The organism is Amycolatopsis sp. NPDC043887 (assembly GCF_056435665.1).
The window spans coordinates 340,447-354,332 of sequence record NZ_JBWKEB010000003.1 but is presented as its reverse complement, the minus strand read 5'-3'; the positions used below and the strand labels follow the sequence as shown (position 1 = coordinate 354,332).

11 protein-coding genes are annotated in these 13,886 nt (G+C 69.7%); 5 read left to right on the top strand and 6 right to left on the bottom strand.

Annotated elements, in window-relative coordinates; translation table 11 throughout:
• Positions 1-83: 83 nt before the first annotated feature.
• Positions 84-1,577: an FAD-dependent monooxygenase gene (locus AC069H_RS11065; RefSeq protein WP_478232140.1), complete on the top strand. Its 1,494-nt coding sequence runs from the start codon at positions 84-86 to the stop codon at positions 1,575-1,577.
• A gap of 61 nt (positions 1,578-1,638) precedes the next feature.
• On the opposite strand, the gene AC069H_RS11060 is transcribed toward AC069H_RS11065, so the two are convergent.
• Genes AC069H_RS11060 through AC069H_RS11045 form a run of 4 tightly spaced genes read right to left on the bottom strand, consistent with a single transcriptional unit; the run spans position 1,639 to position 6,390 of the window.
• Positions 1,639-2,628 (bottom strand): TIGR03842 family LLM class F420-dependent oxidoreductase, encoded by a 990-nt coding sequence (locus AC069H_RS11060; protein WP_063274641.1) that lies wholly within the window; start codon positions 2,626-2,628, stop codon positions 1,639-1,641.
• Between the two features lie 12 nt (positions 2,629-2,640).
• Positions 2,641-4,026 carry a dihydropyrimidinase gene (gene hydA / locus AC069H_RS11055; protein ID WP_478232139.1) on the bottom strand — a complete coding sequence of 462 codons (1,386 nt, stop codon included), beginning with the start codon at positions 4,024-4,026 and terminating at the stop codon, positions 2,641-2,643.
• On the bottom strand, positions 4,026-4,868 hold the full coding sequence (locus AC069H_RS11050) for a nitrilase-related carbon-nitrogen hydrolase (protein WP_037310537.1): 843 nt from the start codon (positions 4,866-4,868) through the stop codon (positions 4,026-4,028). The genes hydA and AC069H_RS11050 overlap by 1 nt, the downstream gene beginning before the upstream one ends.
• Positions 4,819-6,390: an NCS1 family nucleobase:cation symporter-1 gene (locus tag AC069H_RS11045; protein WP_478232138.1), complete on the bottom strand. Its 1,572-nt coding sequence runs from the start codon at positions 6,388-6,390 to the stop codon at positions 4,819-4,821. Before AC069H_RS11045 ends, AC069H_RS11050 begins: the two co-directional genes overlap by 50 nt.
• Before the next feature lie 241 nt (positions 6,391-6,631).
• Between AC069H_RS11045 and AC069H_RS11040 the strand changes: the two genes are divergently transcribed.
• The 3 genes from AC069H_RS11040 (at position 6,632) to AC069H_RS11030 (ending at position 9,981) form a co-directional block, all read left to right on the top strand.
• Complete coding sequence (locus tag AC069H_RS11040; RefSeq protein WP_340688479.1) at positions 6,632-7,315, top strand: response regulator transcription factor; 684 nt, start codon at positions 6,632-6,634, stop codon at positions 7,313-7,315.
• Entirely contained in the window at positions 7,312-8,349 is a 1,038-nt protein-coding gene (locus AC069H_RS11035; protein WP_478232137.1) for a HAMP domain-containing sensor histidine kinase, read from the top strand. Before AC069H_RS11040 ends, AC069H_RS11035 begins: the two co-directional genes overlap by 4 nt.
• Before the next feature lie 69 nt (positions 8,350-8,418).
• Positions 8,419-9,981 carry a DUF4153 domain-containing protein gene (locus AC069H_RS11030; RefSeq protein WP_478232136.1) on the top strand — a complete coding sequence of 521 codons (1,563 nt, stop codon included), beginning with the start codon at positions 8,419-8,421 and terminating at the stop codon, positions 9,979-9,981.
• Positions 9,982-10,102: 121 nt separating this feature from the next.
• On the opposite strand, the gene AC069H_RS11025 is transcribed toward AC069H_RS11030, so the two are convergent.
• Together AC069H_RS11025 and AC069H_RS11020 are read right to left on the bottom strand one after the other, a co-directional pair.
• Positions 10,103-10,468 (bottom strand): SSI family serine proteinase inhibitor, encoded by a 366-nt coding sequence (locus AC069H_RS11025; RefSeq protein ID WP_340685441.1) that lies wholly within the window; start codon positions 10,466-10,468, stop codon positions 10,103-10,105.
• 59 nt (positions 10,469-10,527) lie between these two features.
• Positions 10,528-12,150, bottom strand: a complete 1,623-nt coding sequence (locus AC069H_RS11020; RefSeq protein WP_478227711.1) for a PucR family transcriptional regulator — start codon at positions 12,148-12,150, stop codon at positions 10,528-10,530.
• Between the two features lie 145 nt (positions 12,151-12,295).
• Here AC069H_RS11020 and AC069H_RS11015 point away from each other — a divergent pair, with 145 nt between their 5' ends.
• Positions 12,296-13,792 (top strand): CoA-acylating methylmalonate-semialdehyde dehydrogenase, encoded by a 1,497-nt coding sequence (locus AC069H_RS11015; protein WP_478232135.1) that lies wholly within the window; start codon positions 12,296-12,298, stop codon positions 13,790-13,792.
• The last annotated feature ends 94 nt before the right edge of the window (positions 13,793-13,886 follow it).

Sequence of the window (13,886 nt, the reverse complement as noted above, 5' to 3'; positions counted from 1 at the left end):
GCACCAGGGGGCTTGCGGCAAGACCCCGGTGGTGCCGCAGACTCCTCGGCCGTAGCGAGAACAGGCCGAACAGGAGTGAAGATTTGACGGACGTCGACGTGATCATCGTGGGTGCCGGCCCGACCGGTCTGATGCTGGCCGCCGAACTGCGGCTGGCCGGTGCGCGCCCGCTGGTCCTGGAACGGCGGCCGGAACAGGGGAAGACTCCGAAGGCCCACGGCCTCAGCGGGCAGATCCTGGACCTGCTGCACCATCGCGGCCTGCTGGAGCGGGTGCGGGGGCTCGTCACCGACCCCGTCCCGCCGCATCGGTTCCCGTTCGGTGGGGTGCACGTCGACCTCACCCGGTTCGAGGAGCCGCCGCTGAAGGCGCTTTCGGTACGCCAGCAGTCGCTGGAGCGGCTGCTGGAGGAGCACGCCATCGAACTCGGCGCGGAAGTGCGTCGCGGGCACGAAGTCGTCGGGCTGCGCCAGGACGAGGACTCGGTGACCGCCGAGGTGCGCGGACCCGACGGATCGTACGAGGTCAGCGCCCCGTACCTGGTGGGCTGCGACGGCGGACGCAGTCCCGTCCGTTCGATGGCGGGGATCGGTTTCCCCGGCACCACCTATCCCGAGGTCAACCGGATCGGGCAGGTCAAGATCCCCGACGGGCTCACCGTCCACGACAACGGCGACATCGAGACGCCGGAACTGGGCCGGATCAAGGCGGGCTTCACGCGCACCGACACCGGCGTGTTCGCGCTCGGTTCGCTGACGCCGGGGATCGTGTTCATCCAGACCACGGAGGACGATCCCGGCGAGGTCGACGACGACGTGCCGATGACCCTGGCCGAACTCGGGGACAGCATTCGCCGTGTGCTCGGCGGCGACGTCCCGTTGGGCGAGCCGGTCCGGCTCTCGCGCTACCAGTTCTCCGCCCGCCAGGCGGAGCGCTACCGCGAAGGCCGGATCCTGCTGGCGGGCGACGCGGCCCACCTGCTGCCGTCCACCGGCACGGCGATCAACGTCGGCATGTCCGACTCGGTCAACCTGGCGTGGAAGCTGGCCGCGGAGATCCAGGGCCGGGCGCCGGAAGGGCTGCTGGACACCTATCACGCGGAACGGCACGCCGCCGGTGCGCGTGCGCTCCTGCAGTCCCGGGCACAGGTCGCGTTGCGGCGCGGGCACGACGAAGCGGCTGAAGCGCTCCGCACGGTTTTCCAGGAACTGCTGGACGACGAGCAGGCAGCGCGACGGCTGGCCTCTCACGTCGCCGGGACCGACACGCGCTACCCGATGCCGGGCTCCGGGCACGCGCTCGCCGGCACGCTCGTCCCGGATCTCGCGCTGGAGACCGACGAGGGCCCGACCAGCGTCGCCGAACTGCTGCGCCCGGCGCGGCCGGTCCTGCTCGACCTCGCGGGCAGGCCCGAACTGCGTGACCTCGCACAGGGGCGTGTGGACGTCCACACCGCGAAGGCGGAGGACCGGCCCGCCGACGTCCTCCTGATCCGCCCCGACGGCTACGTCGCCTGGGCGGGCGACACCGACACCGAAGGCCTGCGAGAGGCCCTCGCCGCCTGGTTCGGCGCCTGACCCCACGCATTTCGTCCTCTGAATGCGGTAAGAACGCATTCAGAGGACGAAATGCGGATCGTCAGCGGTTGATGACCTCCGAGCCGTAGCGCTTCAGGGTTTCTTCGCGCTGATCGTGCATCAGGTACAGCGAGAACTGGTCGACACCGAGCGAAGCCAGCTCCTCCAGGCGTTCCACGTGCGCCGAAGACGGCCCGAGCAGGCAGAACCGGTCCACGATCTCGTCCGGCACGAAATCGGTCGACGGATTGCCCGCCCGACCGTGGTGCGAGTAGTCGTAGCCCTGTCGCTCGCGGATGTAGTCGGTCAGCTCGTGCGGCACCGGCCCGGAATCGCCGTACCGTGCCACGAGATCCGCGACGTGGTTGCCGACCATCCCGCCGAACCAGCGCAACTGTTCCCGCTGATGCGCCAGGTCGTCGCCGACGTACGCCGGGGCCGCGAGGCAGATCGTGATCCCCGCCGGATCCCGACCCGCCGCGCGCGCCGCCTCACGGACGGAGCCGATGGTCCACCGGGCGATCGCGGGATCGGCGCACTGGAGGATGAAGCCGTCGGCGTGCTCGCCGACCGTCTTCAGCGCCTTCGGCCCGTATCCCGCCATCCACATTTCGAGTCTGCCGTTGCGGATCCAGGGGATCTGCACCGGCTTGTCCCGCAACAGGACTTCGCGTCCTTCGGCGAGTTCCTTGACCACGTGCATGCAGTCGCGCACGGTGGCCAAAGTGGACGGTGGCATGCCCACCACCCGGTGCGCCGAGTCGCCGCGGCCGATCCCGCAGACGGTGCGGTTGCCGTACATGTCGTTGAGCGTGGCGAAGGTCGACGCCATCACCGACCAGTCCCGGGTGGCCGGGCTGGTCACCATCGGGCCCACGATCATCGACGACGTCGCCGCGAGGATCTGCGAGTAGATGACGAACGGTTCCTGCCACAACACGCACGAGTCGAAGGTCCAGCCGTAGCGGAAACCCTGGTCCTCGGCGGCCTTCATCAGCCGGACGAGGTCGCGCGCGGGCGGGTCGGTCTGAAGCACAATCCCGAAGTCCATCCGGCCACCGCCTCAGTTCAGGTACTGGTTCAGGTCGCGCGAGAGGAATTTCCCGTGCGTCGTACTGCCCGAGAAGCCGGACGGCGACACGACCACGCGCCCGCGTGAGAGCACCGTCTCGACCTTGCCGGTGATCTCCATCCCTTCGTAGGCCGAGTAGTCCACGTTCATGTGGTGCGTCTCGACCGAAAGGGTCTGCTTCGCCGCCGGGTCGTAGACGACGATGTCCGCGTCCGAACCCGCTGCGATGACGCCCTTGCGCGGGTAGAGCCCGAACATCCGCGCCGGGGTGGTCGAGCAGGTCTCGACCCAGCGGCCGAGGGTGAGCTCACCCGCCACGACACCCTGGTGCAGCAGGTCCATCCGGTGCTCGACGCCGGGGATCCCGTTGGGGATCGCGCGGAAGTCGCCGCGACCGAGCTCCTTCTGGTCCTTGAAACAGAAGGGGCAGTGATCCGTCGACACCACCGAGAGGTCGTTGGTGCGCAAACCTCGCCACAGATCAGCCTGATGCGACTTCTCCCGCAACGGGGGAGAGGCGACGTACTTCGAACCCTCGAAATCCGGCTTCGCCAAGTCCTCAATGGACAGATAGAGGTACTGTGGACACGTCTCCGCGAAGACGTTCTGCCCGTCGTTACGCGCTTCCGCGACCGCCGCGAGCGCCTGTGACGCCGAGAGGTGCACGATGTACAGCGGCGCCCCGGTCACCTTGGCCAGCTGGATCGCGCGCGAGGTCGCCTCGCCCTCCAGCTCCGGCGGCCGGGTGAGCCCATGCTGCACCGGGTCGATCTTCCCGGCGGCGAACGCCTGCGCGGCCAGCTGGTCGATCGCGATGCCGTTCTCCGCGTGCATCATGATCGTCGCGCCGATCTCGCGCGCCTTCTGCATGGCCAGCAGGATCTCGCCGTCCGTGGAGTAGAACACTCCCGGATAGGCCATGAACATCTTGAAGCTGCCGACACCGCCGTCGACGCAGGCCCGCATCTCCTTCAACGACGAATCGTTGACGTCCGAGACGATCATGTGGAAGCCGTAGTCGATGGCGCAGTTGCCGTCGGCCTTCTCGTGCCATTTGTCCATAGTGGACAGCAGAGACGTGCCCTTGGCCTGGACGGCGAAGTCGATGATCGTGGTCGTCCCGCCCCACGCCGCCGCCGTCGTCCCGGTGCCGAAGGTGTCGACGGAATGTGTTCCGCCGAACGGCATCTCCATATGGGTGTGCGCGTCGATCCCGCCGGGCAGCACGTACTTCCCGGTGGCGTCGATCACCGAATCGGCGGGCCCCAGTGTGCCGGGGGCGCCGACGGCCGAGATCGTCTCGCCGTCGACGAGGACGTCCGCCGTCGAAGCGCCCGCCGTGGACAGCACCTGCCCGCCGCTGATGAGGGTGGTCATCACGCCTCCGCGAGGGGTCCGTAGCTGTCGGGACGCCGGTCTCGGTAGAAGGCCCACAGGTCCCGCACTTCGGCGAGCTTCGCCATGTCGAGGTCGCGGACGACGATCTCCTCCTCGGTGTCGGAAGCGGCTTCGCCGACGAGCTGGCCGCGCGGGTCCGCGAAATACGACTGGCCGTAGAAGTCGTTGTCGCCCAAGGGTTCCACGCCGACGCGGTTGATCGTGCCGACGTAGTACTCGTTCGCGACGGCGGCCGCGGGCTGCTCCAGCCGCCACAGGTACTCCGAAAGGCCCCGGCTGGTCGCCGACGGGTTGAACACGATCTTCGCGCCCGCCAGGCCGAGCGCGCGCCAGCCCTCCGGGAAGTGCCGCTCGTAACAGATGTAGACGCCGATCCGGCCGACGGCGGTGTCGAACACCGGGTAGCCCAGGTTCCCGGGCCGGAAGTAGAACTTCTCCCAGAACCCCTTCACCTGCGGGATGTGGTTCTTGCGGTGCTTGCCGAGGTAGGTGCCGTCGGCGTCGATCACCGCGGCGGTGTTGTAGTACACGCCGGGCTGCTCGACCTCGTACATCGGGACGACCAGCACGACGCCGTGGCGTTCGGCGACCTCCTGCATGAGCTTCGTCGTCGGCCCGTCGGGGATGCCTTCGGTGTAGGAGTAGTAGTCGGTGTCCTGCACCTGGCAGAAGTACGGGCCGTAGAACAACTCCTGCAGGCAGACGACCTGCGCTCCCTGCGAAGCGGCCTTGCCGATGGCTTCGACCGCGTTCGCGATCATCGACTCCTTGTCACCCGTCCACCGCTGCTGGATCAATCCGGCTCGGACCAGGTCGCTCACTTGCATCCTCCTCGATCTCGGTGGTGCGGTTGCGTTCGGGCAGGGCCAGCAGCAGGTAGACGACGAAAGCGCCCGCCAGGCCGACGACCCAGTTGTAGTCGTAGAGCGGTTTCAGGAGCGGGATCAGCCCGTCGGCGGGGAACGGCCCGCCGTACGCGCCGCCGACCGCGAGGACGGCACCGACCAGCGTCGCGACGAGCGCCCGCCAGTTCCAGCCGCCGTTGAACCAGTAGACGCCGCGTTCGGTGTACAGATCCCGCAGACGCAGCTTGGTGCGGTAGACGACCCAGTAGCCGGCGACCATCACCCCGGCGACGGCGCCGAGCAGGCCGCCGTAGAAGCCGAGCCACGCGAAGATGTAGATGTTCGGGTCGGAGTAAAGCCGCCACGGCTGGATGACGATGCCGATGATGCCCGTGATCAGCCCGCCGACGGCGAAGGTGATCTTCTTCGGGAAGGCGTTGGAGAAGTCGTAGGACGGGCTGACCACGTTGGCCGCGAGGTTCGCCGACACGGTCGCCAACACCAGCGCGATCAGCGCGACCACCACGACGACCGGGGAATCGAACCGGTCGGCCAGTTTCGCCGGATCCCAGATCTGCTCGCCGTAGAGGACGCTGCCGCCCGAGGTGGTCAGGATGGCCACGATCGCGATGAACGTCATCGTGGTCGGCAGGCCGAGGATCTGGCCGCGGACCTGTTTGCCCTGGCTGCCGCCGAACCGGGTGAAGTCCGGCATGTTCAGCGAAAGCGTCGACCAGAACGCGATCATCGCCATCAGCGCCGGGGCGAACACCTTCCAGAAGTCCGGCCCCCAGCCGAGTTTCCCGGGTTCGGACAGGATCGGGCCGAGCCCGCCCGCCTTGACCAGCACGTAGCCCAGCAGGATCAGGAAGCCGACCGACACCAGCGGAGCCGTCCAGTTCTCGAACCGGCGGACCGCCTCCATCCCGCGCCAGATGATGAGCATCTGGAACAGCCAGAACAGGCCGAACGAAAGCCACAGTGTCCAGTGCTGGCCGAGGACGACGGTGGAATCCTTCCAGCCGGAACCCGCCAGCCGCCCGACGATGATGTAGATCGCCTCGCCGCCGACCCAGGTCTGGATGCCGAACCAGCCGCACGCGATGAACGCCCGCAGCAACGCCGCCAGATTCGCGCCGCGCATCCCGAAGAAGGCGCGGGCGAACACCGGGAAGGGGATGCCGTACTTCGTCCCGGCGTGGCTGTTGAGCAGCATCGGGATCAGCACGATCAGGTTGCCGATGGTGATCGTGAGCAGCGCCTGCACCCAGTCCATCCCGAGCGCGATCAGCGAGGCCGCCAGAGCGTAGGACGGGATGTTGTGCGCCATGCCCATCCACAGCGCGAAGTAGGTGTACGTGGTCCAGGTCCGCTTTTCGACCGGGACCGGGGCGAGTTCTTCGTTGTAGAAGCGGCTGTCCTTCAAGGACTCGACCTCGCCGAGTTCCACCCGGCCATCAGGATGCACGTGCTGCGTACCGCGTGCCGTCGGCTCCATTGCGGAATCGTGCTCGCCCGCGCCGCGCGGGTGGGACTGGCAGACTGTTCACTGTTGAGGGCGTCGGAGCGCAGACTGTCGATTGCGCTCGAAGGCTCGCGGTGCATGACCTGCGTCACACACGCGGACGTTGCAATGCGGCAAACCGGCCGAAACATCTCCACAGGATCTCCACAGCTCACCCGGATGGTCTCCACGGCCGGTGCTTACAGTCATCCCCATGGAACTGGGAGGACGCCGGGTGCTGGTCGTCGAGGACGACGTGACCATCGCCGAGAGCATCGCCGCGCGGCTGCGGGCCGAGGGATTCACCGTGGACCTGGCGCACGACGGCCCTTCCGGCGTCGAGACCGACGCCGAGCGCGAGCCGGACCTGGTGGTGCTCGACGTGATGCTCCCGGGATTCGACGGGCTCGAGGTCTGCCGCCGGATCCAGGCCCGCCGTCCGGTCCCGGTGCTGATGCTGACCGCCCGTTCGGACGAGACGGACATGCTGATCGGTCTCGGCGTCGGCGCGGACGACTACCTCACCAAGCCGTTCTCCATGCGGGTGCTCTCGGCGCGGGTGCACGCGCTGCTGCGCCGCGTCGAACGAGCGGCCAGGACCGACGTGAGCGACGCCGGTACGAAGATCGTCCTCGGCGACCTCGAAATCGACGTCGAGCAGCGGCGGGTCACGCGCGCGGGCAACCAGGCCCAGCTGACGCCGATCGAGTTCGACCTCCTCGTCCACTTCGCGAAGCGCCCGAGGGCGGTGCAGCCGAGGGAACGCCTGCTCAGCGAGGTCTGGGACTGGGACGTCGCGGGCACCGGTTCGGGCACCCGCGCGGTCGACAGTCACATCAAGGCGCTGCGCCGCAAGCTGGGCGCCGACCTCATCCGCACCGTGCACGGCGTCGGCTACGCCCTGGAGGTGGGATCGTGAAGCTTCGCCCCCTGCTCGGCCGCGTCGTCGACGCGCTCCCGAGACCGCTGGACCCGGTCCGTTCCATCAAGCTCAAGCTCGCGATCCTGCTGGTGTCCTCGGGCGGTATCGCTTTCGCCTTCTTCAACTGGCAGATCGGCTGGCTGCCGCCGCGGACCACGATCGCCGCGATGGTGCTCGCCGTGGTGACCTCGCAGATCCTGGCGCACGGGATGACCAGGCCGCTGCGCGAGATGACCGCCGCCGCCCGCGCGATGGCCAAGGGCGACTACACCCGGCGGGTCCGGGCGACCGCCCGCGACGAGGTTGGGGAGCTGTCACAGGCCTTCAACCAGATGGCCGCAGACCTGGACGCCTCGGATCAGCGGCGCCGGGAGCTGATCGCGAACGTCTCCCACGAACTCCGCACGCCGATCACCGCGCTGAACGGGGTGCTGGAGAACCTCGTCGACGGCGTCGCCGAACCCGATCCGGCGACGTTGAAGACCGCGCTGCAGCAGACCGAGCGGCTCGGCAGGCTGGTCTCGGAACTCCTCGATCTTTCGCGGATCGACGCGGGCGCGTTCCCGTTGCAGCTGGAGGAGTTCGATCTCGAACTGCTGCTGGAGGAGGTCGCCGCCGAAGCCGGGGTGACCGCCGCCGCGACCGGCCGTGGCGTGCGGTTCGCCGTCGACGTCCAGCCGCCCGGCGCGACGGCCGTCGCCGACCGCGGCCGGCTCTACCAGGTCGTGGTCAACCTGCTCGACAACGCCGTCCGGCACGGCCCGGCCGGGGGAGAGGTCCGGGTGCGGGCGGAGGCCCGCGCGACCGACGTCGTCCTCGAGGTCGAAGACGAAGGCCCCGGGATCCCGCCGGGGGAGCGGGACAGCGTGTTCGAGCGGTTCACCCGCGGCGAGCGGGCGGGCGGCGGGGGCACCGGCCTCGGCCTCGCGATCGCGCGGTGGGTGGTCGACCTCCACGACGGCAGCATCGCGGTCGTCACCCCCGAGCACCGGCCGGGCTGTGTCATCCGCGTCGTGATCCCCGTTCCCTAGTCCCTGCCGCGTGTTTTCGGCGGCTCTGCGCACACTGCGATATGTGCTTTCGCAAACTGGAGGAGTGAGATGAGTGAAGACCAAGAAGACCGGCAGGCGCACACGCCGCCCCCGGCGGCGACCGCCACGTTGCCGCCCGCGCCGCAGGTCCCGGTGCTGATGCGGCCCCGCGTGCCGCCCAAATCGACGATCGTCCCGCTTCCCGGCTCCGTCCTGCCCGCGGCGGTCGCGGCCGGATTGATCGCCGCCTTCGCCATGCCGGACGAGCCCGGAGCCGGCTGGTTCGTGGCCGGGCTCGCGTTCGCGGTGGCCGTCTACTTCGCCGACAAGCGCGCCCGCGGCGACGCCGAACCGCATTTCCGTCTGGTCAACGCGGTATGGGCGGCGGCCGCGCTGGGCCTGCTCGCGGTCGGCATGGTCCGCGCGTCGGTGTGGCTGAACGTGTTGTGCGTGCTGGCCGCCCTCGTCGCCGGATCCCTCGCCGTGGTCGGGAAACGCACGGTGAACACGATCATCTACGACGTCTTCGCGGTCCCGATCGAAGCGCTGCTTTCGATCCCGTGGATCGGGCGCGGGCTCGTGAAGCTCGGCAAGAAGCAGGAAGGCCGCGCGAGGCCGAGGTTCCTGGTGCCGGTGCTGGCCAGCGCCTTTTTGCTGCTGGTGTTCGTGCCGCTGCTGCGGGGCGCGGACGCCGCGTTCGCGAACGTCGTCGACGCGGTGCTCCCCGAACTGAACCCCGGAACGTTCGTGCGCTGGGGATTCTTCTTCGTCGTGGCCGCGTCGGCCGTGACCGGCGCGTGTTACCTGCTGGCGGCGCCCCCGCTGCCGTCCGACAGTGCTGCTGTCGACACGCCGCGCAAACGCCTGGCGCACCGGCTCGAATGGACGTTGCCGCTGGGGGTGCTGGCGGCGCTGTTCACGAGCTTCGTCGTGGTCCGCCTGGTCGTGTTGTTCGGCGGCACCGAATACCTTCTGGCCACGAGCGGCCTGACGGCGGCCGAATACGCCAGGAGCGGGTTCTGGCAGCTCTCCGCCATCACCGTGCTGACCCTGCTGCTGGTCGCCGCCGCGCTGCGATGGGCGCCGAAGTCGTCGGCGGCCGATCGGGCCTGGCAGCGCGGCCTCCTCGGCGCGCTGAGCGTGCTCAGCCTGGTGCTGGTCGCCTCGGCGTTGAGTCGCATGTGGACATACCAGCAGGCGTACGGGTTCACCGTGCTGCGGCTGCTGGTCGAGGTCTGCGAACTCTGGATCGGGCTGATCTTCTTGCTGGTGCTCGTTTCCCTGCTCCCGCTGCGGTCGGCCTGGCTGCCGCGCGCGGCCATCGGAGCCGCCGTCGCGGCGCTGCTCGGACTGGCCGTCCTCGATCCGGAACGGTTCATCGCCGACCGCAACATCGACCGGCTCGCGCACGGCAAGACGCTCGACACCGGTTACCTCTCAAGGTTTTCCGCCGACGTCGTGCCGTCGGCCGACCGGCTTCCGGAGCCGCTGCGGTCCTGCGTGCTCAGGCCGGTCCTCAAGGGAATTTCGGAAGATGATTGGCGCGAATGGAACCTGAGCCGGTCCCTCGCGCGTCAGACCCCCGTTGCCGCGAAGGACGGGATCGGGTGCCGGTACCTGCCCCGTTCTTGAGTCGTGACACCACGGCCTTGATCGCCCTCGTGGGGGTGAGGGCGATCAAGGCCGCGGTGGCCGGCCCCGCCGGGCCACCGAGGGGGAGGCCCGGCGGTCACCTCGACGGAGTCGGGAGCGGTCAGAAAGTGAAGACGCCTGCCGACTCGGCGTCGGCGACGCAACGGTTGGCGTACGAAGTGCGGTAGGTGACCGGTTCGCCGCGCCACTTGCCGACCGCGGAGACGTCCACCGGGGCGTACTCGAGGGTGCAGGCCCGCGGTTCCGGGCGGAGCCGGTCGAACTCTCCGTCCACTTCGGACAGTTTGGCGCAGGCGCCACCGCGTCCCGGGTGAGACCCCCCGGTGGGTTCGCAGGTGAGCGAGACGGTGCCGATCCGGCCCCGGGTGTCGTGGCTGGTCAGCTGAAACGTGGATTCGGCGGGTTGCGCGGGGGCCATACAGGCCAGCGCGAGCACGCAGGCGCCGATCGGTTCGAAGAAAGCCATATCAACCCTATCGGCTGACGTGACCCGGTCACTGTGTTCCACGCTCGGGTGAGATTTGCTCACTCGGACGTGTGGTCGTCCGCTTTTCGAATGTCGTGGGCGAGCAAAGCGACATAAAGCGAGAGCATCGACTCCGGATCTTCGAGCCGTACCCCGAGGACCTGCTCGATCCTGGCCAGCTGCTGGTAATAGGCGGTGCGCGAGGTGTGCGCGGCGGCGGCCGCCGCCGACTTGTTGCCGCCGTGCTCGCAGTAATGCCTCAACGCCTGGACGAGTCTGCTGCCCTGTGCGGCGTCCCGGCTCAGCAGCGGGCCGAGCTCCCGCGCGGCGAACGCGGTGATCCGTTCGTCGCTCGCCAGCAGATGCAGCAGTCCGCGCAACCGGACGTCGTCGAGCCGGTGGACCATCCGTTCGACGTTTTCCGCGAGCGCCGCGGCGGCCACCTGCGCGGCTTCGACGAGCGTCCGGCGCGCGTCGGCGGGCCCGCCGCCCGTGGTCCCGACCGCGACCACGGCGGGCGCTCCGGCGCGGGCCTCGTGGACGTCGTTCGCCAGCCGTCTCAGTACCGCGTCGACCCCGGCCTCCGGCGACAGCGCGATCAGCGCGCGCACCTGGGTGTCGTCGGTGGCCACCAGCGCGGACACCTTGGCGTGCCGGGCGGCGAGCACGGTCGCCTCGGCGAGTTCCCGCAGCAGCACCGGAGTGGACTGCGCGGCCTTGGTGGTCACGGTGATCCGCGGCCGCACGGAGACCCCGACGAGCAGCCGTCCCGTCAGCGGGACACCCAGCGCCGAGGCCCGCGCGGTCAGTTCGGCGGGCGGCACCGGGTTGGCCAGCAGTTCGGTCAGGATCGCGCGGTGCGCCTGGCGTTCGAGGGAGTCGGTGTCCTTGGCGACCAGCCGGTGGACCGCGAGCGCGGACGCGGCGCGTTCGGCGACCACGACGTGCCGGTGCGGGGGCGGATCCCCGCAGACGACGACCAGCCGCCCCCAGTCGTGCCCGCGCGCGCCGACCACGGTGATCAGCCAGCCCGCGCCCGGGTGGTAACCGGTCCGCTCGCCGACCTGCACCGGCCGCGACCGGGACGGCCAGCCGGGCAGCAGTTCACCGGGGTCGGTCCCCGCCGTGTCGTAGGCGAGGACCTCGTGCGACAGCGTCTCCAGCACGACCGGATGTTCGGTGAGCCTCGCGACCTCGCGCAGGATGTCTCCCGGCTCGGCACCGGCGACCGTCAGCGCGGTGAAGGTCTCGTGGACCCGCTCCGCCGCGCGGAGTTCGTCGACCTGGGCGTCGACGATCAGCCCGTTCACCGCCTCGGTGACCGACACGAAGCGCGTCTCGCGCGAAAGGGTGATCAGCGGGACACCGTGCCGATCCGCGGCGTCGACCAGCGCGGGCGGCAGCTTCTCGCTCCAATGCCGGACGAGTTCGACGACGATCCCCGCCACTCCGACACCGGCCAGATCGGCGACGTACCGGGCGAGCGCGGCGCCGTCGTCGGGCAGCGCGACCCCGGTGGTGAGCACGAGTTCCCCGCCGCGCAGCAGCGGGGCGATGTCCGCGACCTCGGCGACGTGCGCCCAGCGGACCGGCGCGTCCAGCCCCGCCGCCCCCGCCACCACATGGGGCCTGCCCTGACGCAGCACCGGCAGCGCGAGCACCTCGGCGACGGTCGGGTACATCGGCCTCCCACTCGGCTCGGCAACGCTGGAGACAGACTGTACGGCCGGGACCGGGAGTCCGTACACGTTGCCGATGGCGTCGGTGTGGCGCGCGCGCCCAGACTCGACCGGGAGCAGGCACCCGGCGATCAGGAGGGCGGAACCCGTGACCGACCGCATCACCCACTGGATAGACGGCAAACCGTGCGAAGGCGTGAGCGAACGATCCGGGGACGTGTTCGATCCGGCCACCGGCCAGGTGCGGGCGAAGGTCGCCTTCGCCGCGCGGGACGACGTCGACGCCGCCGTCGCCGCCGCCTCCCGGGCGCTGCCGGGCTGGCGCGGGACGTCGCTGGCCGGGCGGACACGTGTGCTGTTCGCCTTCCGTGAGCTGCTTTCGGCGCGGCGCCACGAGCTGGCGAAGATCGTCACTAGCGAGCACGGCAAGGTCGAATCCGACGCGGCGGGCGAAGTCGCGCGCGCGATCGAGAACGTCGAGTACGCCTGCGGTGCCGCGCAGCTGCTCAAGGGCGGATTCAGCGAGAACGCCTCCACCGGTGTCGACGTCTACTCGATCTCGCAGCCGCTGGGCGTGGTCGGCGTGATCTCGCCGTTCAACTTCCCGGCGATGGTCCCGCTGTGGTTCGTGCCGAACGCACTCGCCTGCGGCAACACCGTCGTGCTCAAGCCGAGCGAGAAGGACCCGTCCGCGGCCGTTTTCATCGCGGAACTGTTCGCCGAGGCGGGCCTGCCCGACGGCGTCCTCAACGTCCTGCACGGCGACAAGGTGGCCGTCGACGGGTTGCTGGAACACCGCGACGTCAAGGCGATCTCGTTCGTCGGGTCGACGCCGATCGCGAAGTACGTCTACGAAACCGGGACCAGGCACGGGAAACGCGTGCAGGCGCTCGGCGGCGCGAAGAACCACATGGTCGTGCTCCCGGACGCGGACCTCGACCTCGCCGCCGACGCGGCCGTCTCGGCGGGCTTCGGCTCGGCGGGGGAGCGGTGCATGGCGGTGTCGGTCGTGGTCGCGGTCGACCCGGTCGGCGACGAACTGGTCGCGAAGATCGCCGAGCGGATCAAGCGGCTCCGCGTCGGCGACGGCATGCGGCCCACCTCGGAGATGGGGCCGCTCGTCACCGCCGCCCACCACGAACGCGTCGAGTCCTATGTCGGGGCGGGGGTCGACGCGGGCGCCCGGCTCGTCGTCGACGGCCGCGGCGTCGAGGTCGACGGCGAGGACGGCGGGTTCTGGCTCGGCCCGACGCTGTTCGACCACGTCACGCCGGAGATGTCGATCTACACCGACGAGATCTTCGGGCCGGTGCTGGCGGTCGCGCGGGCCGAGGGGTACGACGCCGCGCTGGAGCTGATCAACGGCAACCCCTACGGCAACGGCACCGCGATCTTCACCAACGACGGGCGCGCGGCGCGGCGGTTCCAGAACGAGGTCGAGGTCGGGATGGTCGGCGTGAACGTGCCGATCCCGGTGCCGGTCGGCTACTACTCGTTCGGCGGGTGGAAGGACTCGCTGTTCGGGGACAGCCACGCGTACGGGCCGGAGGGGTTCCACTTCTTCACGCGGACGAAGGTCGTCACGTCGCGGTGGCCGGACCCCTCGCAGGGCGGCGTGAACCTCGGCTTCCCCCGCAACAGCTGACGCTCGGGTCTCGTGAGTGGCTGGGACGGTTCTAACCGTCCCAGCCACTCACGAGGACGGACCGGGGCCACTCGCGAGGCCGCTCGGATGGGTC

Coding starts and splice junctions, on each gene's coding strand:
- hydA (WP_478232139.1), bottom strand. CDS start 4,026: ATGACCACCCTCATCAGCGGCGGGCAGGTGCTGTCCACGGCGGGCGCT.
- AC069H_RS11025 (WP_340685441.1), bottom strand. CDS start 10,468: ATGGCTTTCTTCGAACCGATCGGCGCCTGCGTGCTCGCGCTGGCCTGT.
- AC069H_RS11060 (WP_063274641.1), bottom strand. CDS start 2,628: ATGGACTTCGGGATTGTGCTTCAGACCGACCCGCCCGCGCGCGACCTC.
- AC069H_RS11030 (WP_478232136.1), top strand. CDS start 8,419: ATGAGTGAAGACCAAGAAGACCGGCAGGCGCACACGCCGCCCCCGGCG.
- AC069H_RS11045 (WP_478232138.1), bottom strand. CDS start 6,390: ATGGAGCCGACGGCACGCGGTACGCAGCACGTGCATCCTGATGGCCGG.
- AC069H_RS11020 (WP_478227711.1), bottom strand. CDS start 12,150: ATGTACCCGACCGTCGCCGAGGTGCTCGCGCTGCCGGTGCTGCGTCAG.